Annotated in this window: 19 protein-coding genes and 1 tRNA gene; 8 read left to right on the top strand and 12 right to left on the bottom strand. The window is 68.5% G+C overall.

Annotated features, from left to right (window positions below):
- Positions 1-31 precede the first annotated feature (31 nt).
- From ACFVJS_RS06210 to ACFVJS_RS06185, 6 genes are all read right to left on the bottom strand, one after another.
- Complete coding sequence (locus ACFVJS_RS06210) at positions 32-1540, bottom strand: helix-turn-helix domain-containing protein (RefSeq protein WP_378878038.1); 1509 nt, start codon at positions 1538-1540, stop codon at positions 32-34.
- Positions 1537-2613, bottom strand: a complete 1077-nt coding sequence (locus ACFVJS_RS06205; protein WP_378878036.1) for a DUF917 domain-containing protein — start codon at positions 2611-2613, stop codon at positions 1537-1539. The genes ACFVJS_RS06210 and ACFVJS_RS06205 overlap by 4 nt, the downstream gene beginning before the upstream one ends.
- Before the next feature lie 24 nt (positions 2614-2637).
- A complete protein-coding gene (locus tag ACFVJS_RS06200) occupies positions 2638-3702 on the bottom strand; it encodes a DUF917 domain-containing protein (protein ID WP_378878035.1) in 1065 nt (354 codons plus the stop codon).
- On the bottom strand, positions 3695-5254 hold the full coding sequence (locus tag ACFVJS_RS06195; RefSeq protein ID WP_378878034.1) for a hydantoinase/oxoprolinase N-terminal domain-containing protein: 1560 nt from the start codon (positions 5252-5254) through the stop codon (positions 3695-3697). Before ACFVJS_RS06195 ends, ACFVJS_RS06200 begins: the two co-directional genes overlap by 8 nt.
- A gap of 31 nt (positions 5255-5285) precedes the next feature.
- A complete protein-coding gene (locus ACFVJS_RS06190; RefSeq protein WP_378878033.1) occupies positions 5286-6623 on the bottom strand; it encodes a purine-cytosine permease family protein in 1338 nt (445 codons plus the stop codon).
- 239 nt (positions 6624-6862) lie between these two features.
- A tRNA-Leu gene (locus tag ACFVJS_RS06185) sits at positions 6863-6946 on the bottom strand.
- Between the two features lie 244 nt (positions 6947-7190).
- Here ACFVJS_RS06185 and ACFVJS_RS06180 point away from each other — a divergent pair.
- Genes ACFVJS_RS06180 through pknB form a run of 7 tightly spaced genes read left to right on the top strand, consistent with a single transcriptional unit; the run spans position 7191 to position 15946 of the window.
- Entirely contained in the window at positions 7191-7898 is a 708-nt protein-coding gene (locus tag ACFVJS_RS06180; protein ID WP_378878032.1) for an FhaA domain-containing protein, read from the top strand.
- Positions 7895-8371 carry an FHA domain-containing protein gene (locus ACFVJS_RS06175; RefSeq protein ID WP_165112674.1) on the top strand — a complete coding sequence of 159 codons (477 nt, stop codon included), beginning with the start codon at positions 7895-7897 and terminating at the stop codon, positions 8369-8371. The genes ACFVJS_RS06180 and ACFVJS_RS06175 overlap by 4 nt, the downstream gene beginning before the upstream one ends.
- The gene (locus tag ACFVJS_RS06170) at positions 8368-9702 is read left to right on the top strand and encodes a PP2C family protein-serine/threonine phosphatase (RefSeq protein ID WP_378878029.1); all 1335 of its coding nucleotides are present in this window, start codon (positions 8368-8370) and stop codon (positions 9700-9702) included. The genes ACFVJS_RS06175 and ACFVJS_RS06170 overlap by 4 nt, the downstream gene beginning before the upstream one ends.
- Positions 9699-11126, top strand: coding sequence for an FtsW/RodA/SpoVE family cell cycle protein (locus ACFVJS_RS06165; protein WP_378878028.1), 1428 nt, complete (start codon positions 9699-9701; stop codon positions 11124-11126). Before ACFVJS_RS06170 ends, ACFVJS_RS06165 begins: the two co-directional genes overlap by 4 nt.
- The gene (locus ACFVJS_RS06160) at positions 11123-12589 is read left to right on the top strand and encodes a peptidoglycan D,D-transpeptidase FtsI family protein (RefSeq protein WP_378878027.1); all 1467 of its coding nucleotides are present in this window, start codon (positions 11123-11125) and stop codon (positions 12587-12589) included. Before ACFVJS_RS06165 ends, ACFVJS_RS06160 begins: the two co-directional genes overlap by 4 nt.
- Entirely contained in the window at positions 12586-14142 is a 1557-nt protein-coding gene (locus ACFVJS_RS06155) for a protein kinase (RefSeq protein WP_378878026.1), read from the top strand. Before ACFVJS_RS06160 ends, ACFVJS_RS06155 begins: the two co-directional genes overlap by 4 nt.
- Positions 14135-15946, top strand: a complete 1812-nt coding sequence (gene pknB, locus ACFVJS_RS06150) for a Stk1 family PASTA domain-containing Ser/Thr kinase (RefSeq protein ID WP_378878025.1) — start codon at positions 14135-14137, stop codon at positions 15944-15946. Before ACFVJS_RS06155 ends, pknB begins: the two co-directional genes overlap by 8 nt.
- Before the next feature lie 115 nt (positions 15947-16061).
- On the opposite strand, the gene ACFVJS_RS06145 is transcribed toward pknB, so the two are convergent.
- Positions 16062-16730 carry a DUF881 domain-containing protein gene (locus ACFVJS_RS06145; RefSeq protein ID WP_378878024.1) on the bottom strand — a complete coding sequence of 223 codons (669 nt, stop codon included), beginning with the start codon at positions 16728-16730 and terminating at the stop codon, positions 16062-16064.
- Between the two features lie 163 nt (positions 16731-16893).
- On the opposite strand from ACFVJS_RS06145, the gene ACFVJS_RS06140 reads away from it, so the two are divergent.
- The gene (locus tag ACFVJS_RS06140) at positions 16894-17355 is read left to right on the top strand and encodes a cell division protein CrgA (protein ID WP_378878023.1); all 462 of its coding nucleotides are present in this window, start codon (positions 16894-16896) and stop codon (positions 17353-17355) included.
- A 146-nt stretch (positions 17356-17501) separates the two neighbouring features.
- Here ACFVJS_RS06140 and ACFVJS_RS06135 read toward each other — a convergent pair whose 3' ends face one another.
- The 5 genes from ACFVJS_RS06135 to ACFVJS_RS06115 all read right to left on the bottom strand — a co-directional run bounded on the left by ACFVJS_RS06135 (position 17502) and on the right by ACFVJS_RS06115 (position 21146).
- Entirely contained in the window at positions 17502-18308 is an 807-nt protein-coding gene (locus ACFVJS_RS06135; protein ID WP_378878022.1) for a rhomboid family intramembrane serine protease, read from the bottom strand.
- Between the two features lie 105 nt (positions 18309-18413).
- The gene (locus ACFVJS_RS06130; protein ID WP_008355625.1) at positions 18414-18929 is read right to left on the bottom strand and encodes a peptidylprolyl isomerase; all 516 of its coding nucleotides are present in this window, start codon (positions 18927-18929) and stop codon (positions 18414-18416) included.
- Between the two features lie 78 nt (positions 18930-19007).
- Positions 19008-19340: a DUF3817 domain-containing protein gene (locus ACFVJS_RS06125; RefSeq protein ID WP_378878021.1), complete on the bottom strand. Its 333-nt coding sequence runs from the start codon at positions 19338-19340 to the stop codon at positions 19008-19010.
- The gene (locus tag ACFVJS_RS06120) at positions 19337-20221 is read right to left on the bottom strand and encodes an SURF1 family protein (protein WP_378878020.1); all 885 of its coding nucleotides are present in this window, start codon (positions 20219-20221) and stop codon (positions 19337-19339) included. The genes ACFVJS_RS06125 and ACFVJS_RS06120 overlap by 4 nt, the downstream gene beginning before the upstream one ends.
- Before the next feature lie 22 nt (positions 20222-20243).
- Positions 20244-21146: a hypothetical protein gene (locus ACFVJS_RS06115; protein ID WP_378878019.1), complete on the bottom strand. Its 903-nt coding sequence runs from the start codon at positions 21144-21146 to the stop codon at positions 20244-20246.
- Between the last annotated feature and the right edge of the window lie 89 nt (positions 21147-21235).

Below are 21235 nucleotides of genomic sequence, written 5' to 3'. Positions count from 1 at the left end.
AACTGCACGGTGTGTTGCGGGTTCGAGCCGCTCAAGCCCCGATCGAGCGGCATGCCACTTGCAGCGCCAGCCGCTGGCTCGGATCGTCGAGGTCGACGCCCAGCCTGTCTCGCACCTGTTGCAGGCGTGCCGTGACGGTGTTGCGGTGAACGCCCAGCGCTTCGGCCACGAGCACCACCGAACCACCGCTCTCGAGGTAGGCACGGAGCGTGGCCAGCAGAGACTCGCTCGAGCGCAGCGGCGCCAGTGCGGTCTCAGCGAACGCACGCGTCACCTCCGACTGCTGCCAGGTCGCGAGCAGACGCGCGACTCCGAGCTCGTCGGAGTGCTCGACGGCCGGCCGGAAATCGTGACTCGAGGCGAGATGAGCCGCGTCCCGAGCCTCGGCGAGCGTCTCTGCCAGGCCACCGGGGCCGCGATGGGCACGACCGATGCCCACCACCAGACCCCACTCCCGCGGCAGCGCAGCCGTCACCAGACGTACGGCGCGCAACAGCGCCCGAGCATCGGCGGTGCCGGGCTCGACCTCAGTGCTGCTCCACAGCGCCCAACCGTCGCCGCGGTCGACCGCCTCCGTCAAGGCGATGCCATGCTCGACGAGGGCTGCGTGCAACCGCGCCGGTACGGCTGCCTGCTGATCGCTCCCGGTCCGGACATCGCAGGAGGCGTGCAAACCCACGTGCCAGTCCGACAGCTGCCACCCCACCGAGACCGCACCCTCGACGACATCGCGGCTCACCGAGTCGCGGCCGGCGAGGACTTCCGAGAGCAGCCGAGCACGAAAGAGGAGGTCGCGGTCTGCGTGCGCTCGCTGGGCAGTGAGCCAAGAGCGCAAGAAGGGCTCGGTGGTGGCGAGCCCCGCGGCCAGCACGCCCACTCGCGACTCGGCTGCCCTCTCGACCCGGCAGGCGAGCCACGCCGCCGGACGATTCCCGTCCGGGTCGAGGACCGGATGCACGAGGACACCACGACCACGCTGTACCACCGGCCGGTCGAGGTGCAGGGTCTCGTCGAGCTCCATCGGCGTACCGATCAGGTTCGTGCCGTCGGACGTCACCAGCGCGAGCGGCGCCTCGAGCACCGCCTCAGCCGCCGCCACGATGTCCTGTCCGGTACGGCGCGGCGCCAGCTGCCGCAGCAGCCGCTCGACAACACGGGCACGGACCAGCTCAGACGCCCGCACGCGGGGAGTCAGCTCCTGGACGAGGACAACCGGGTCCGCGTTCTCCAGCCAGAGCACCGGGATCTCCAGTCGGTCGGCGAGCCGGACGCTCGAGAGCAGCGGCCTGACGGATGCGCCGACAACGAGCAGCCCGGCCGCACCGGCGTCCCCGGTCCGGCGCACCAGCGCATCGAGGCGGTACGGCGGGGTCACCGGTTCCGGTCCGCACACCACGAGGTGATCCTGGACCGAGGCCGGCTCCCCGGTCCACCACCGCACGTCGGCGACCTCACGCTCCAGCCCTGCGGCCCCCGCCAGCACGCTCACGTCGGAGAGGATCGGCTCGGCAAGCAGTTCAGCGACGCTTGGCAGGTTCATGGCACGGGCTCGTCGAGGTGGAGGCCGAACGCCACCGGGCCGACTGCTTCGACCGCCTCCGGTGGCCAGGGGTGCAGCGCAGAGAGTGTGGCCAGGACGACCGACTGCCCGAACCGGATTTCATCGGTCCGAATAGGGCAGCGGGCCCGATGGTCCAGCGCCACGATGACCTCCGGCGCCCGGACGATCGTCCGGCCGTCGATGGTGACTGCGAGGTATTCCTCCATGTGGTCCACTCGCACGACGCTGCCGCTGCGACGGTCGATGAGGGTGATGCTGCCAGGCTCACGACCCGAGCGTGGCCGGACCTGGTCGACCCGCCCCTCACAGAGCAACCGACCACCGATCCGTTCGGCCACCACGTCGGCCGGAGCGTCGCCATCGACCGAGAGGAAGACGCGCCCCAGGCCCACGCATGCGCTGAGACTGCGCCGTACGCCGTGATCGACCAGGGTGCCGGCCGCCGCAGGGAACATCGCCAACGTCGCCGCGCCTCCGAAGGCGGCGGCAGAGGACACCATGAGGGCCTGGGCTGCGGCAGCCGACGATCGCGTGACCACGACCGTGTCGCCCAAGGGACCGACCACGGCCATCGGCGCGATGTGGTGGCCGGCGATCGTGAGGGTCGCCTGATCGAGCCGCGGGAAGGCCCGGCCCATCAGGTCGCCGTCGATCACGGGAACACCCAGGCGGGCGGCAGCGACCACGCCCATCAGAGCGTTGAGGCCGCCGATCTCGATCACTCCGACCGCCGCGAGCCGGCCGCCGATCTGGGCCACCACTGCCTCGACTGCCTGGGCACAGTCGTCCGGATCAACCAACCGCTCGGCCAGTACGTCCGGAGCCCCACAGACACCGGCGTGCACGACCAGCGCATCGGCCGCCAGTTCCTCGGCCCCGACGACGGGCACCGCCGCGGCGCCCTCATCCTCCAGGAGCATGCGCCGAAGCAGCATCGAACCGAGCGTGACGTCACCGCCACCGCCGGATCCCAGCAGGGTGGCGCCGGATGCGAGCGCGTCGACGTGCTCCGCGGTGATCATGCGGAGCACGTCGTACGACATCTCGTTCATCCGCCGATGATCGCATCAAGCGCGTCAGACCGGCACGTATTCGTGGTCGTAGCCGAAGTACGAGGGCCCGGCCAGCTCGAGCCCCTCGGCACTGCGCCAGCGCGGATCACAGGGAGCGGCGACGACACTGACCCGGAGGCCGTAGCGCAGCGTCTCCGTGGTCACCGGCTCCCCGGTGTCCGTGTCGAGGAGGCAGATCAGATCCGGGACGCTCACGACGACGTCTCCGTCGCGGCTCGCCACGAGGTTCTCGTTCTGGAACGCCACCTCCATCCGCGAGCCGAGATCGTCGGCGAGACCCTCGAGGACTGCCTCTCCTCGGGCGAACCCGCCCTGGGTGCCACGCTGGACATCGACGATCTTCCCGCGGAACACCACACGCCCGCCCATCACCTCCGTTGCGGCAACCACAGGATCGCGATGCTGCTCGCCGGCTTCACGGATCGCGGCGCCGAGACGCTGGCAGAGCGTCATGGTCCCGTGCACCATGAGGTCTTTCACCTGCCGCCCGGTCAAGACATAGAGGCTCACCGCGGCACTGCAGCCCATCTCGATGGTCACGCCGCGAGCGAAGCGCTCGGCCCAGCCGTTGGAGACCGTCTCGAGGCTGACCGCGTTGCCGCGCTCGTCGGCGATCGCCATCGGGGTGGCTGCGACGCCGCCCAGCGTCGGCAGCAGCATCTGCAGCTCCGGGAAGGCCCGACCCATGCCGTCGGCGTCGATGAGAGGAAGACCGAGCTCGGCCGCCGCCACGAACGGGATCAACGAGTTGAGGCCGCCCGCCTCGATGGAGACGGTGTACGCGGCCTTCTTGCCGATCAGCTGCTCGAGCGCCTGGAGGGACGCGGTCAGCTCGGCCCCGGAGGGCAGCTTCTCCAGCATCACCGTCGGCGCCCCCATGAAGGCGGTCGGGATGACGACGGCGTCGTCGTCGATCTCCGCCGGGTCGATCAGCTGCACGGGCCCGTGGCGCAGCAGCGCCTGCTGGGCGAGCAGCCGGCCGACGTACGGATCGCCGCCGCCGCCGGTGCCGAGGACCGCGGCGCCGCGCGCCATGTCCGGCAGGTCCAGTGGGGTGATCTCACGCATCGTTGCCTCCCAGGCTCAGCTCTCCGACCGCCTTGACCCGGATCCGGGTGGCGTTCCCCGGCAGGTACGCCAGGGGTACTTCCTCGATGTCGACGACCCGCACCGACCCGGGACGGGCACCGGCCGCGACCGTACGGTCGACAGCCTCCTGCCGGGCCTCGTCCAGCACGGCGTCACGCCTTCCCTGCTCGACCGAGAAGACTCGGTCGACCTCGCCCCCGACCTCGGCGATGGCCGCGCCGATGGCGTTGGCGACGGCGTGGTGCTCGGGCCGCACGACGACCGAGGCTCCGTCGAGCTGCTCGGGCACCAGGATGCTGCCGCCACCGACGGCGACCACCGGGATCGGTTCGGCCGAGAGCCTCATCCGGTCCACGACCTCGGCGATCCGGACGGCCACCCCGTCGAGGGCGGCCCGCACGACGGCGGGGTCGAGGTGTGCGACCCGACCCGCGTCGCCGATGTCGGCGCGGCCCGCAGCCACGGCGAGGTCGGTGGCGGTGAGCCGGTCGCCGCCGAAGACCAGAGCCTGCTCGGTGAGCCGGTAGCCGACGCTCTGCGGCCCCACCTCGGGGATCGGTCCGGAGCCGACGTGGCTACCGCCGCCGATACCGACCGAAAGCACGTCCGGCATCCGGAAGTTGGTCTGGATACCCGCAACGGCGACGTCGGTCGACGCCTCTCGCGGGAAGCCGTTCTGCAGGATGCCCACATCGGTCGTCGTCCCGCCGATGTCGACCACCGCACAGGAGCTCTGCTCGGACAGGAAGGCCGCACCACGCATCGAGTTGGTGGGACCGGAAGCGAAGGTGGCCACCGGGTAGCGGCGAGCGTGGTCGACATCCATCAGGGTTCCGTCGTTCTGGCTGAGGAAGACGGGCGCCTGGATGCCGGCACCGAGCACCGTCTCGGTCAGACCCGTCGTCACGTGCTCGGCCAGCTCCCGAAGAGCGGCGTTGACGATGGTCGCGTTCTCTCGGCCGAGCAGGCCCATGCGCCCGATCTCGTGAGAGAGGCTTACCGGAGCGCCGGGCAGCTGCTCGGCGACGATCTCGGCGGCCCTCAGCTCGAACTCGGCGTTGACGGGCGAGAAGACCGAGGAGATCGCGAACGAACGGGCGCCGCCCTGGACGGCCTTCTCGAGCACGTCGCGGAACTCCTGGTCGTCGAAGTCAGCGATCCGCGACCCGTCGTACTCGTGACCGCCATGGCACAGGTAGCTGTGTCCGCCGATGGTCTTCGCCAGCGCCGCCGGCCAGTCCACCAGCGGCGGCAGCGCACTGGTGGCCGGGAGCCCGAACCGGATGGCCGCCGTCGGCGCCAGCCGGGAGCCTTCGACGAGGGCGTTGATGAAGTGGGTGGTGCCGATCATCACTGCGGCGACGTCGGCCGGGTCGAACCCCGATGCCTCCCGCAGTCGGGCGATCGCGTTGACGATGCCGGTCGTGACGTCGGCGGTGGTGGATGCCTTGGTCGCGGCCAACACCCGCTGCCCGTCGATCAGGACGGCGTCGGTGTTGGTCCCTCCGACGTCGATACCGAGTCTCAACATGGTGTCTTCCTTGCTCGATTGGGTTGCCGGCTCAGGCGCTGGCGGGAACGGTCGGTGTGGGGTCGACGGGGTCGGTTCGCGACACACCCAGCCCACGGACGAGGCCGAGCTTCGCGGCGATGCCATAGAGGACGAGTGCGGCGATCACGGAGTTGATCGAGGGGATGCCCCAGGTGACGTAGTGGCCGATCACCGAGGCGGCGATCCAGATGACCAGGCTGGTCGGCACCCACGTGGGTGCCGTGGCAGGTAGGCCGTCGACGGCCCTGGAGCCGTCGAGCTCGCCGCGCCAGGTCCGGACGAGGAAGTACTCGGCGACCATGATCCCCGCGATCGGCGGGAAGATCACACCCAGCAGGATCAGGAAGTCGGTGAAGCTGTTGAGAATTCCTGCGGCTCCCGCGATCGAGCCGGCGATCCCGACGATGAGCGTCACTGCCGCACGGTGTACGCGCCACCCGAAGGCCTGATCCAGAAAGTTCACGATCCCCAAGGAAGCCGCGTACAAGTTCCAGTCGTTGATCTTCAAGGTCGCGGCGATGATCACCAGGGTCCCCAGAAAACCCGAGGTCGAGGTGACGATCGCGATGACATCGTTGGTACGCAGGGCGAGGGCGAGCAGCACGCCGATGAGTCCGATGACGTACTCGCCGATCGAGATGCCGACGACAGTCTGCTTGACCACGTCTCCGGGTGTCCGGTTGAAGCGACTCATGTCCGGAGTGATCACCGCGCCGACGATGAAACCGCCGGCGACGATCGACGTGCCCTGGATCAGGCTCAGCTGCGGACCGGCGGGGGCGGCCGCGAGCAGGTCGCCGAAGTCGTGACGAGAGAGCTCGCTCACGATCGACCACCCGGCGAGCAGGAGGAAGGCGGGCACAGTGACGTACGCCGTCCAGGCCATTTTCTCGAAGCCGAACACCACGATCGCGGTCACGGCCAGGCCGAACACCAGCGCCCAGGCCCACAGCGGGAGCACGCCTACGAGGTTGGTCAGCCCCTGTGCGGATACCGCGTTCTGGATCCCGAACCACCCGATCGCGCTCACGCTGATGGCCAGGCCGATGACCGACGAGCCCGCGCGGCCGAAGCCGGTCCAGCGAGCCAGCACCGAGGTGGAGAGACCCTCACGCTGGCCGGCGATGCCGGTGAAGATGGTGAGGATCTCCAAGATCACCGCGCCCAGGGTGATGGCGAGGACGGCGTTCCAGAAACTCATGCCGAAGCCGAGTGTGGCGCCGATCAGGAAGCTGGCCAGCGAGCTCAGCATCCCGAACCGTTGAACTGCGATCGAGAACCAGTGGTAGCGCTCGTCCTGCGGCACACGACTGAGTGCGTAGTCGTCGTGCTCAGTGGTTGATCCCATGGGAACCTCCAGAGGGAATGTCTTTCCCGCGACGCTAGAGCGCCAAAGTGAGGTCGGTCACTATGCAAGTCGCCTCGATATAGGCGTACAACAAGGCATGCCGCACAGGCCGGTGTCTCGACTGTCAGATCAGCCCGTGCGCAGGTACGAGCCCTTCTACTGGCGGACCCGTGACACACACGTCCGGGAACGCCGCGAAATGGCAGAAGCCCCAGGTCGATGACCTGGGGCTTCTCACGTGCGCGAGGGGGGAGTTGAACCCCCACGTCCTTTCGGACACACGGACCTGAACCGTGCGCGTCTGCCTATTCCGCCACTCGCGCGTGCAGCAGAGGAAACGTTAGCCCACGCGCGGCCACCGACCCAAAACGACGGCACCCCGCTCGCCTTGACGCTGGTGGTCACCGGATCGTGGGAGGATCGAAACCACGCAGAATGCGGGAAGTGGCAGATCCCCTGGGGTACACCGATACGATCGGGCCGAATCCGGTGGGACCACTATGCCCGCACGCGACTGACCACCCCGACCCGACCGGCCCACCCGGCACCTGAGAGGAGCGCAACAACGTGAGCGGCCTGCAGAAGTTCGAGCAGAAGCTGGAGCAGCTCATCTCAGGCGCTTTCGCCAAGGCGTTCCGGTCCGAGGTGAAGTCGGTGGAGATCGTCGCCGCGCTCCAGCGCGAGATCGACAACAACGCCCAGGTGCTCAGCCGCCAGCGGCGCCTGGTCCCCAACGACTTCTTCGTGGAGCTGTCCTCCAGCGACCTGGGCAAGCTGGAGTCCTACGGACCCCACCTCAAGGAAGAGCTGAAGCGCCAGCTGATGGACCACGCCGAGGCGCAGGGATTCGTCTTCCCGGGCCGCGTGAACATCGAGTTCGGCGAGGCGAAGGACCTGACCATCGGCCGGTTCCGGGTGCGCAGCCGCGCCCAGGCCGCGGTCTCCGGTGGCGACATGAGCGACACCCAGGTCAGCCGTGCGCAGGCCTACCTGGAGATCAACGGCACCCGGCACCCGCTCCACGGCAACCTCGTCGTGGGACGAGGCACCGACGCCGATCTGCGCATCAACGACCCGGGGATCAGCCGCCGCCACATCGAGTTCCGCTCGAAGCCGGCCGGCGACCGCGTGCGGGTCGAGGTCTACGACCTCGGCTCGACCAACGGCATGCTGATCAACGGGCAGAAGATGGCGAGTGCCACCTTGGACGACGGCTCTCAGGTGCGCATCGGCACCACCGTCATCACCGCGCACATCGTGGAGGAGCGCCGTTGAGTGAGTTGACCCTGTTCCTGATCCGGGTCGCCTATCTGGCGATCCTGTGGATCTTCGTGCTGGCCGCGCTGTCGGTGATCCGTTCCGACATGTTCGGCGCGCGGGTCACCAACGCCTCCGCCGGCCAGCCGGCCGCACCGGGTCGCGGCAAGTCTCCTGCGGCGCGGGCACCTCGTCGCGGCGTACCCACGCATGTCGCGGTCACCACCGGTTCCAACGCCGGCGTGACCGTGCCTCTCTCGCAGGCACCCATCGTCATCGGCCGCGGCAGCGATGCCGCGATCATCCTCGACGACGACTACGCCTCCACCCGCCACGCCCGGATCGCCGTCTCCGGCGACCAGTGGTTCGTGGAGGACCTCGGATCGACCAATGGCACCTACATCGGGTCCGTCCGGATCAATCAGCCGACCGCCATCTCGCTCGGAACCCAGGTGCGGATCGGTAAGACAATCCTGGAGCTGCGCAAGTGACCGCTGCGACCGACCCGACCCCCGATCCCGCTCCTGTCCGTGGCTCTGCCGACGGACGCCCGTTTCGCCTCGAGTTCGCCGCGATCTCGGACGTCGGCCGCGTCCGCAAGGACAACCAGGACAGCGGGTACGCCGGCCCCTGGCTGCTGACCGTCTGCGACGGCGTCGGCGGCGCCGCTCGCGGTGACATCGCCTCCAGCACGGCCGTCCAGCAGCTGCGCAAGCTCGACGAGGAGCCGGCTCCCGGCCTGGTCGACGACGACCTGATCGGCCTGGTCTCCCACGCGCTCCACATGGCCCACGACGAGATCGGCCACCTGGTCGACCACGACCCGACGCTCAACGGCACCAGCACGACCTCGACCGTCGGCCTGTTCGACGGCTCCAAGCTGACCGTCGGCCACGTCGGCGACAGCCGTGCCTACCTGCTCCGCAACGGCGCGATCCACCAGGTCACCCATGACCACACCTTCGTCCAGACGCTGCTCGACGAGGGGAGGATCACGGAGGAGGAGGCCAAGACCCATCCCCACCGCAACCTGATCCTCAAGGCCCTCGACGGCACCCGCGAGCTCGAGCCCGACCTGTTCATCGTCGACCTCGCCGCCGGCGACCGGCTGATGTTCTGCAGCGACGGCGTCTGCGGCTACGTGGACGACCCGCGGATCGCCGACATCCTGGCCACCGGCACCCCGGAGTACGCCGCCGTCGAGCTGGTCCGGGTCTCCCTCGACTCCGGCAGCACCGACAACGTGACCTGCGTGGTCGCCGATGTGGTGCCCAGTGACACCGTTCCGTCGGCCGGCCCCGAGGCCCAGATGGTGGGTGCGGCGGCCGAGCTCAAGAAGAAGACCACCAGGACCGGGCAGATGACCGCCCTGTTCCGCGGTCACCGGATGGGCGACACCGGCGAGCTGGACCCGATCGACGAGGAGATCCCCGACGGCGCGATCGCGGCCGACCCGGAGGAGATGCGCTACGCCCTCCAGGCGCCCGCCAAGTATCTGAAGCTGCGCTGGGCCTTCGGGCTGCTGACCCTGCTCGGTGTCGTCTGGATCGCCGCCGCGACCGCGTTCGTCTGGTCGCAGAACCAGTGGTACATCGGCGAGCAGGAGGGCAACGTCACGATCTTCCGTGGTGTGCCCACCACCATGATCGGCTTCGACCTCTCCGAGCCCTACCAGACCTCGGACCTGAAGGTCTCCGACCTGGCCGAGACCTACCAGAACCAGCTCGAGGACGGCATCCACAGCAAGGACCTGGCCGGCGCCCAGGAGAAGGTGCAGTCGCTGGCCGACCAGAGCGCCGCAGACGCGGGAAGCGGGTCATGAGCGGTTTTACGCCGGCGAGCTCGATGCCCGTCTTCGTCCACCGGTCACGCCGTGGGGCGGAGCTGGTCCTACTGCTCCTCGCCCTCGCGGTCGGGATCGGCGCCTACGCCGCGGTCGGCCTCGGGGTGCAGGAGAAGATGCCGGTCGACCTCGTCGGCTACGGCACGTGGCTGGTCGCGCTCCTGGTGGCGGCCCACATCGGCGTACGCCTGATGGCTCCGTACGCAGACCCCGTGCTGCTTCCGCTGGTGGCGATGCTCAACGGGTTCGGCCTGGCGGTCATCCACCGGCTCGACCTGGCCATGAAGGCGGGTGACGGCGTCTTCGCCCGTCAGCAGCTGATCTGGATGACCATCGGCATCGTGCTGTTCCTGATCACGCTCTTCGTGGTCCCCGATCACCGGATGCTGCAGCGGTTCACCTACACCGCCGGCCTCGCCGCGGTGGTCCTGCTGATCCTGCCGATGCTCCCGCTCATCGGCAAGGAGATCAACGGCGCCCGGATCTGGATCAACATCGGTCCGGTGGGCTTCCAGCCCGGTGAGGTCGCCAAGGTCCTGCTGGTGATCTGCTTCGCGGGCTACCTGGCGGTCCACCGCGACGCGCTCGCCCTGGCCGGACGCCGCTTCGTCGGCATCGACCTGCCCCGCGGCCGCGACCTCGGCCCGCTGCTGATGATGTGGGTGATCAGCCTCGCGATCCTGGTCCTGCAGCGCGACCTCGGCTCCAGCCTGCTCTTCTACGGCCTCTTCGTGGTGACGCTCTACGTGGCGACCGAGCGCAAGGGCTGGATCGTCGTCGGTGGGCTGCTCTTCGCCGGCGGGGTCTTCGCCGCGCTCAGCCTCTTCAGCCATGTCCGCGTCCGCGTGCTGACCTGGCTCAACCCGTTCGACTACTACCCTGAGCCGCTCAACGGCACCTCCTCGGGGCAGCTGGTCGAAGGGCTGTTCGGGATGGCTTGGGGCGGCATGATCGGTCGTGGCTTCGGCTCCGGCGAGCCCTGGCGAGTCCCCTACGCCAACTCCGACTTCATCATTCCGGCGATCGGCGAGGAACTCGGCCTGACCGCGCTCCTCGCGCTGCTGCTCTGCTACGGCCTGATCGTCGAGCGCGGCCTGCGCACGGCGATCGTGGCCCGCGACGACTTCGGCAAGCTGCTCTCCGTCGGTCTGGCCACCTCGGTCGCGCTGCAGACCTTCGTGGTCGTCGGGGGCGTGACCGGCCTGATCCCGCTCACGGGTCTGACCACACCGTTCCTCTCGTATGGTGGATCTTCGCTGGTCGCCAACTGGGTGATCGTGGCCTTGCTGTTGCGCGTCTCGGACCAGTCGCGCCGTCCGCTGCCGACTGCGCCGTCCGACGAAGACCTCGCCGCTGAGGAGACCCAGATCGTCAAGCTCGACAAAGGGGCGATGACCAAGTGAACCGCCCCATCCGCACGCTCAGCGTCGGCTGCCTGATCCTGTTCGTGGCGCTGATGCTGAACCTGACGTACGTCCAGTTCTTCAAGGCGAGCTGGTACAACAACCGCGCCGACAACCGAAGGGTCACCGAGGAGGCCTACTCCCAGCAGCGCGGCGACATCCTGGTGGGCAAGAGGGCGATCGCCACCAGCAAGCCGAGCGACGACAAGTATGAGTGGCTGCGCACCTACCCCGGCGGCAAGAAGTACGCCCCGATCACGGGTTTCATGTCCTACTCCTACGGCCAGACCGGGATCGAGAGGTCCCAGGACTCGGTGCTGTCGGGCAAGGACAACAAGCTCTTCACCAACCGCCTGGTCGACCTGGTCACCAACTCCGAGCCGGCCGGCGGCAACGTCGAGCTGACCATCGACCCGAAGGTCCAGGACGCTGCGTACGAGGGTCTGACCGCTCTCGGTGAGGACGTCCAGGCGGCCGCAGTCGCGATCGAGCCGACGACGGGCGCGATCCTGGCGATGGCGTCCACCCCGACCTACAACCCCGACCGGCTGGCGACCCACGACTTCGCCGCCGCGGGGAAGTCCTACAACCAGCTTTCGAAGAACGACGACGAGCCGCTGCTCAACCGTGCCATCCAGACCGCGCTGCCGCCGGGCTCGACCTTCAAGCTCGTCACCGCCGCAGCCGCGATCGAGAACCTCGACATGGACGGCGACAGCAAGGTCTACGGCGGTGCGTCCCTCGACCTGCCCGGCACCACCACCGACCTGCCCAACCTCAACGGCAGCAGCTGCGGTGGCGAGGAGATCACCCTCACCCGCGCTCTCGAGGTCTCCTGCAACACCGCCTTCGGCCAGCTCGGCATGGAGCTCTCCGACGAGGAGATGCAGGACCAGGCCGAGGCCTTCGGGTTCGGCCAGGACTACCTCGACGACCTGCGCCCGCTGGCCAAGAGCCAGTACCCCACCAACGACGGCAAGGCCGAGCAGGCCCGAGCCGCGATCGGCCAGCAGAGCGTGATCGCGACCCCGCTGCAGATGGCGATGGTCTCCGCCGGCATCGCCAACGGCGGCGAGGTCATGAAGCCCTACCTCGTCGACCGCGTCACCTCCTCCTCGCTCGACGTCATCGACCAGGGCAATCCGACGACGATCGACAACCAGCCCGCCGTCTCACAGGACACCGCCGAGATCCTGACCCAGATGATGGTCAGCACCGTCGACAACGGCACCGCCGAGGCGGCCGCGATCGACGGCGTGAGCGTCGCCGGCAAGACCGGCACCGCCCAGACCACGCCGGACAAGCCACCGTACGCCTGGTTCACCTCGTTCGCCCCGGCGGAGAACCCCTCCATCGCGGTCGCCGTGATGGTCCAGAAGAGCGGCACCGAACGCAGCGAAATCGCCGGCGGACGGCTGGGCGGCCCAATCGCGAAGGCCATGATGGAGGCAGCGATCTCATGAGTCGTTACGTATTCCACGAGCTCATCGGCACCGGCGGGATGGGCGAGGTGTGGCGGGCGACCGACACAACGCTCAACCGCGAGGTCGCGATCAAGCTCCTCAAGCCGGAGCATGCCGAGGACCCGATCGGCCGGTCCCGCTTCGAGTCCGAGGCGAAGCATGCCGCCGCGCTCCACCACCCCAACGTGGTCGCCGTCTACGACGTCGGCGAGATGCCGACCGCCTCCGGTCTGATGCGCCCGTTCCTGGTGATGGAGCTGGTCGACCACAAGCCGCTCTCCGAGCTGCTCCGTGACGGCCGTCCCCTGGACCCCGAGGTCGTACGCGACCTCCTCGGTCAGGCCGGCGACGCGCTGGCCGCCGCTCACCGGGCCGGCATCGTGCACCGTGACGTGAAGCCCGCCAACCTGCTGATCACCCCGCAGCGGAAGGTGAAGGTCACCGACTTCGGCATCGCGCGTGCCCAGGCGTCGACCGGCATCACCGGCACCGGCCAGGTGATGGGCACGCCGCAATACCTGAGCCCCGAGCAGGCACGCGGCGAGAAGGCCACCCCGGCTTCCGACGTCTACTCCCTCGGCGTGGTCGCCTTCGAGTGCCTGGCCGGCTACCGGCCGTTCCAGAAGGAGACCCCGGTCGCGACCGCGATCGCCCACCTGCACGACCCGGTGCCGCCGCTGCCCGACCACGTCCCCGCCGATCTGGCCGCGGTCGTGATGAGAAGCCTGCAGAAGGACCCGACCCTCCGCTACGCCGACGCCGCCGCGTTCACGACCGCGATGATCGGTCACGGCGCCGCCGACGCGGATGCCGACGCGACCACCGTCGTCGCCGCCGCGCCCGGTGACGCGACCGCGACGTCGGTCATGGACCCGGTGCCCTCGCCCACCCAGAACTACGTCGGCATGCAGGGTGGTGCCGGTGGCCTTGAGGGCCCGCCGCCGCCCCGCTACCAGGACCCCTACGACCGCTACGACGAGGACGAGGACCAGCGGCCCTGGTACAAGAAGCCGTTCAACATCGTCGTGCTCGTGATGCTGGTGGCCGTGATCATCGCAATCATCTGGATCATCTCGACCCTCGCCGCCGACCCGGAGACGCCTCCGGCCAACGACAGCTCGACCACTCCTTCGGTCTCTGCGACCCCGACCCCGTCGGAGGAGCCCGAGGAGGAGCCGAAGCCCGTCGAGATCGACGAGGACGACTACATCGGCCGCAACGTCGACGAGGTGCGCGCCGAGCTGTCCGACCTCGGCCTGAACGTCAAGGTGACCGTCCAGGACAACGACGGCAGCTACGAGCCCGACACCGTCGCCGGCCTCGACCCGACCCGCAACCTCTACGAGGGTGACCCGATCACCATCCGCTACTACGGCGAGCGTCCGGTGGTCGAGCCCACTCCCACCGAGGAGGAGCCTGACGAGGAGGAGACCGACGAGGAGGAGCCGACCGACGGCGAGTCCTCCGGCGACTGGGGCATCCCGGACCTTCCCGGCGACGAGAACACCGACGGCGGCGGCAACGGGAACGGCAACGGGGGCGGCAATGGCTGAGGGAGCTCTCCTCGCCGGTCGCTACGAGGTCGGCGAACTGCTCGGCCGAGGCGGGATGGCGGAGGTCCGCAAGGGCACCGACCACCGGCTCGGCCGCGTGGTCGCGATCAAGCGGCTGCGGATGGACCTCGCCAGCGATGCGACCTTCCAGGCACGCTTCCGGCGCGAGGCACAGTCCTCGGCCAAGCTCAACCACCCCTCGATCGTGTCGGTCTACGACACCGGCGAGGAGAAGACCGACGACGGTGTCGCCCAGCCCTACATCGTGATGGAGTACGTCGCCGGCCGCACGCTGCGCGACGTGCTCCGTGAGGGTCGCAAGATCCTGCCCGAGCGGGCGCTGGAGATCAGCTCCGACGTACTCAACGCTCTCGACTACAGCCACCGCAACGGGATCATCCACCGCGACATCAAGCCGGGCAACGTCATGCTGACGCCGGCCGGTGACGTCAAGGTGATGGACTTCGGCATCGCCCGGGCGCTCAACGACGTCCAGTCCACGATGACCCAGACCGCGGCCGTCGTCGGCACCGCGCAATACCTCAGCCCCGAGCAGGCTCGCGGCGAGCAGGTCGACGCCCGTTCCGACGTCTACTCGGCCGGCTGCCTCCTCTACGAGCTGCTCACCGGCCGCCCGCCGTTCGTCGGCGACTCGCCGGTCTCGGTGGCCTATCAGCACGTGCGCGAGCACGCCCAGCCTCCGTCGGTCCACGACCCGTCGCTGCCCCGTGAGCTCGACGCGATCGTGATGAAGTCGCTGGCCAAGCGGGTCGAGGACCGCTACCAGTCGGCGCAGGCGATGCGCACCGACATCGAGCGCTACCTCGCCGGACGTCCGGTCCAGGCGACCGTGCCACCCAGCATCGACCAGACCCAGGTCGCTCAGAACCGCGCCGTCGCCGGCGATCCCTACGGCGACCCCACCAACGGCGGCTACTACTCGCCCCAGGACGACCGGCCCGACGGGCCGCGTCCGTGGGTGCTCGTGCTGCTCGGTCTCGTCATCATCGGCCTGATCGCGGTGGGTGCCTACTTCCTGCCGACGGCCCTCGGCCCCCAGACCACGCCCGCGCCCGACGTCACCGGCCTGACCCAGGAGAAGGCGATGGCCGAGCTCAGCGCGGCCAAGCTCAAGGGCGACGTGAAGCAGGAGTCGAGCGACACCGTTGCGGTGGGTGTGGTGATCTCGCAGGACCCGCCCGCCGGCCAGGACGTCGAAGAGGGCAGCACCGTCACCCTGACGGTCTCCACCGGGCCGCCCAACCGGGAGATGCCCAACGTGATCGGGTCGCCGCAGAAGACGGCCAAGCAGCTGCTGGAGAACGATCCCTACAACTTCACGGTGAAGATCGAGACGGAGGACTCCGACCAGCCGAAGGGCACCGTGATCGAGTCCGACCCGGTCGACGGCGAGAGCGTCACCACCGGCAAGGCGACGGTCGTCACCCTCACCGTCTCCAAGGGCCCCAACAAGGTCCCGAACGTCGTCGGGAAGACCGCTGAGGAGGCGAAGGAGATCCTCCGCGCTGCCGGCTTCACGCCGGTCGTCAAGGAAGAGCCCAACACCGACAAGCCCAAGGACACCGTCGTGGAGCAGTCCCCCGACAAGGGCACTCCGCTCGCACAGGACGGCGAGGTGATCATCTTCGTCTCGACGAAGGAAGAGGCCCTGCCGAGCTGTCAGACGCTGGTGCCGGGCACCGACCCGGCCAACCCGTCGGCGTCGGCCACCCAGACCGCCGAGCCTGGCGACCCGCCGACGTGTGACCCGGCGCTCCCGCCGAGCACGCCGGCAGCGCCCTGATCAACGATGGTCGAGCCCGCGAGCGCAAGCGAGCGGTGTCGAGACCGACACGGTCCCGTCGAGCGCCGATGGGACCGTGCTGGTCGCGACGCGCCTCCAGCGGCTCGACCTACACTCAGTTGTCCTGAGGCAGGGGCTTCGCGTACTTCACCTCGAGCAGGCCGTCGTAGGCCGGCGCGGTGAGGTAGGTCAGCGGCTTGAGGAACCAGCCGATCTGGACGTTGGGGTCACGAGCGTCGGCCCGGTAGTTCTGCACGTGGTCGTCACGGTCGATCGCCGCCTGCAGCCGGTCGGGGTCGCCGACCGCCTCGATGACGTACGGCTGGGGGTAAGGGACGCCGTCGAGCTGCACCGTGCTGCCGGAGCACTTGATGCCAGTGGTGGTGATGATCCGCTTGCCTGCGATCGTGATCGCCTCGGCGCCGCCGGCCCACAGCGCGTTGACGACGGCCTGGATGTCCTGCTGGTGCACGACCAGCGAGTTGGGGTCGTCGCCGGTGTAGTTCTCCTGGACCTCCGAGGGAGCGTCGCCGAGGACGATCTGCATGCCTGCTCCGCTGTGGTCGGAGGTGCCGGCCGGGTCGGCGAGCCTTTTGGACTGGTTCTGGAGCTTCTTGACGTCCTTGTCGGTGACCCCGCTGGTCAGGTGGTCGACCTCGCTCTGCAGGTCGGCCAGCTGGGCCTCGAGGCGGTTGTAGCGGGCCCGCTCGCCGTCGACGAGCGTCGCCAGGTCCTCGTAGCGTCCTGGGCGCAGGTCGGTGCCGTCCGCGTTCACGAAACTCACCGCCAGCAGGCCGCCACAGAGCAGCACCACGACGGGCGTACCGACCCTCCAAGAGGTGGCGCGGGACCAGCGCTTTGGTTTAGAGGTGGGGTTAGCCTGGGTTCCGGAGCTCACGACCATTAGGGTATGCGCAGCAATCACATTTGTCTGAGGAGCATCACCCGTGGCCAAGCTCAAGCTCTCGAAGAAGAGTGATCTCGACCTGCCCAAGGACCCGATCTTCACTCCGCGCTTCGGGATCGCCCTGTTGCTGATCGCCCTCGGCATCGGCTGGATCGCCTACTACTACATCGGAGTCCGCCCCAACGAGATCGGCGGCGACTTCACCGGGCCGAAGCCGGTGCAGAAGCTCGAGGGGTGGAACTACCTGATCGGCTTCGTCCTGCTGTTCCTGGGCCTGGCCGTCGCCGCCCACCCGAAGACCCCGCTGGGCCGCGGCCGCGGCGTCGTGGTCGGCATGCTCGGCTGCTTCCTGATCGGACTGATCTGGATCTGCGTCTTCTATGTCTTCGCCAACGACCACCTGGACAAGATCTGGGTCTTCAACGACCTGGGCCAGAAGAACCTCCTGGTCGGCATCGGCTTCATGGCGGTGGGCTTCACCTTCGCCACGAAGTGGGAGTGAAAACCCTCCATATACCGTCGAAAGAGGCGCAACCCTTGGGGTTGCGCCTCTTTGCGTTACACGGGTGTAGTTCTCCACAGGGTCTTCCACACCTGTGGATTTGTCCACGCCGTGAAAACGCCCCGAAAACACCTACTTCGAAGGCGTCAGAACAGCACCATTCGTACGCTGACCATGGCAAGCAACAGCAACGTGAAGCCACCGAGGGCAGCCCATTGCAACGGCGCCTTCCGGTCAGCCCGGAGCGAGGTGAAGATGCCCGCGACGACGAGACCGCCGACGAAGCCACCGACGTGCCCCTGCCAGGAGATGCCGGGGCCGAAGAAGGTGATCGCCGCATTGATCAGCAGGATCGGCAGCAGCGGGGAGAGCGACTGTCCGGCCCGGACGAAGAGCACCACCAGGACACCCAGCAGCCCGAAGATCGCGCCGGAGGCGCCGACGGTCGATCCCGCCGGAGCCGACGCCCAGACCACCAGGGCCGAGCCCGCCAGCCCGGAGATCAGGTAGAAGGCCAGGAACCGCAGCCTGCCCACGATCGGCTCGAGGAACGAGCCGAGGACGTAGAGCGAGAACATGTTCACGGCCAGGTGGAGGATCGCGACATGCGTGAACGTCGAGGTCAGCACCTGCCAGACGGCACCGTCGTCGACCCCGGGCATCCAGGTGTAGCCGCTCGCCCGGCAGACGCTCTGGGGCACCACGAACCCGCCGTCCGGCGTGAAGCAGTAGCCCTGCAGACGGATGGCGATGAAATCGGCGATCCTCGAGCTGGCGCCGCCGGTGACCATGATGCTCAACCAGACCAGGACATTCACGGCCATGAGTGAGTAGGTCACCGGGAGCGCGCGGAAACCGACCCGCGCCCCAGTGAAACGCTTGGGCTGACGTACGGACTTGTGGCCCTCGCGCACGCACTCGGGGCACTGGAAGCCGACCGAGGCGGGCGTCATGCAGTCAGGGCAGATGGAGCGGCTGCAGCGCTGACAGCGAATATGCGTCTCACGGTCGGGGTGGCGGTAGCAGACCGGCACCCCGACCGGGGTCGTCTCGGACAATCAGCCCTCGACGATCTCGACCGTCTCGATGACGACCGGCTCGACCGGGCGGTCCATCGCGCCGGTCTTGGTGCCGGAGATCGAGTCGACGGCCTTCTTCGACGCCTCGTCGGCGACCTCGCCGAAGATGGTGTGCTTGAAGTTCAGCCACGGCGCCTGGCCGGTGGTGATGAAGAACTGCGAGCCGTTGGTGCCGGGGCCGGCGTTGGCCATCGCGAGCAGGTAGGGCTTGTCGAAGGTGAGCTCGGGGTGCGGCTCGTCCTTGAAGGTGTAGCCCGGGCCGCCCGTACCGGTCCCCAGGGGGCAACCGCCCTGGATCATGAACCCGTCGATGACGCGATGGAAGCCGAGACCGTCGTAATAGGGGACACCGGAGCGGCCGGCGTCGTCCGTGTACTCCTTGGTCCCCGTCGCGAGGCCGACGAAGTTGGCGACCGTCTCCGGAGCGTGGTTGGGGAACAAGGTGATCGTGATGTCACCGTGGTTGGTGTGGAGGATGGCCTTCTGGTCAGCCATGACCTGCCCTTCCGACATTGGGATTGGTACGGGATGTAACCCCTCGATCCTCCCACAGTGTCGGTCGCGGGCCCGAGGTCAGGAGGCCGCGTCAGCCAGCTTCGGAGCGATCCGGTCGGCGACACGGCGCTCGACCCAGAAGATCAGCCCCGGGATCAGGCCGGCGATCATCATCAGCAGGAACTCGGGGATCGTCCAGCGGGCCTTCTGGGTGAGCAGGAACGCGACGATCACGTAGACGATGAAGATCCAGCCGTGCGCGACCCACAGGGGCGTCATCGCCTCGCCGAAGGACTGCAGGGCGTTGCCCTCGGGGAGCAGGTACTTGAACAGCGAGGAGATGGTGCCGACGAGCAGCAGCACACCGACGACGTACGCGAGCACCTTGTAGGTGCCGAACAGCTTGTTCACGCGTCTGAGCGTACGCGCAGAGCCTGAGTGGTTTTCTCAGGGTCTTCTTCGTCGGCCTCGTCGCTGCGGTCCCCGTCCCCGTCCTCGTCCCCGTCCCCGTCCTCGTCCTCCGGCCGCGGGCGCAGGGTGTCGCGCACATAGCGCCACCACACGTAGATCCCGAAGACGCCGAACAGCCACCACTCGATCGCGTAGAGGAGGTTGCGCAGCCCGGTCGTGGCCTCCGGCTCGGGCAGCTGCGGCGCGGGCACGTCGGCGACATCGGTGGAGCCGTCGTTGACCGGCATCGAGCTGGCCGGCCAGTCGTCCTCGACCGGCGAGCGCACCATGTAGGCGCTGTAGAGGTCGTAGCTGGTGCGCGAGATCAGGTCGGAGATGTCGAGCTGCGGGAAGACGTTGTCGGACTTGCGGTCGTCAGCGACGTTGGTCCAGTCGCTGGGCTGCAGCCAGCCGGTGACGGTGACGTGGCCGCGCGGCGCGGGTGGTGCACTGCCGACCTCCGGCGTCCAGCCGCGGACGACGTAGACGGCCGACTCGGTGTCCTCGACGAGCACCGGCGTGACGGCCCAGAAGCCCACCTGAGAGCCTCGCTCCATCCCGTCGATGAAGATGGTCTCCTCGGGCATCCAGATCCCGGAGACGGTCACCGGGCGGCCGATCTGCTCCCACGGGAAGGCGTCGTTGGGCCCGATCAGGTCGGTGAACGCCTTCGGCTTCGCGTGCACCAGCTCGGCAACCTGGTCCTGCTTGTCCTGCTGGCTCGACTGGTACTGCCAGACCCCGAGCAGCACCGCGCCGGTCACGAAGACCACCATCAGCGCGTGGGCGCCCCACATCCTGGGGGAGAAGATGCTTCGCGGGGGTCTGGTCTGGGCGGCCATAGCACTCCCAGAGTACGGCCCCTCAATCACAGACGGCGAATGGGACGGGCTCGCTGGTGACCAGCGTGGCCGCCGTCACCGGGTTCGTCACCCGGAAACCGATCCGTCCCGTCGACGGGTCCGCGACACCGTTGGTGAACACCTTCTTGTACGCATCCGCCCGATCACCCAGCTGCAGCCGGTGGAACAGGTCGTCGCGGTCCTCGCCGAGTCGCAGCGTGGCCAGCCCGCCACCGAACTCGACCGAGTAGGCCCGGACCGGCGCCAGCCGGGTCTTCTCCTTGGGCCCGCCCTCGGCGCAGCCCCTGACGACGTACGTCGAGGTGGCCGGGCCTCCGGCGACCGCGACCAAGGCCTCCTGCGCTGCCCAGTTCTCGGCGTCCGGGGCCGCGGTGTTCTTGGTGATCAGGTGGGTCTTCGGGTCAAACTTCGCGCCCTTCAGCGGGCCGACGCCCGCCTTGATCGCCTGTCCGGGCTTGACCCGGTCGGCCACCTTGATGACGAATCCTTCCTTGCCTCCGCCGGCGAACCTGGCCTCCCAGACGACATCGGCCGCGCCCCACCGGTAGGTGTCGCGCAGGCGCTGATCCACCCCGCGCAGCAAGCCTCCGCTGACCTGGGCCGCGCCCTTGTCGGCCCGGCTCCACAGGTCGCCCTGGTCCGCCGGGTTGGACCTGCTGGTGACGTCGTCGAGGCCGAAGAGCGACTTCACCTCGTCGTAGTCGGTCACCGCCAGCGTCGTCGCGTCGGCGGGCACGAGCGTCATGGCGGCCATGGCGGGGTCCATCGTGGCGGCGTACACGGGGTAGGTGTCCTCGGTCGCCGCAGCCTCCGGCTTCTTCGGCTTGCTGTCGTCGCCGCAGCCGACCAGCGCCAGCATCAGCCCCGCGGCCAACACCCCGATGCCCCATCGCCTCACGTTCACGCCACCGAGTATTCCCGATCCCCGTCACGGTATGCGGTACATCCGTCCCGGTGAGATGGCGTGAAATAGATGGAGGCCGCAGGCAGACT

This window comes from Nocardioides sp. NPDC057772, from assembly GCF_042798075.1.
Lineage (GTDB): Bacteria > Actinomycetota > Actinomycetes > Propionibacteriales > Nocardioidaceae > Nocardioides.
This window is presented reverse-complemented; position numbering and strand designations above follow the sequence as displayed.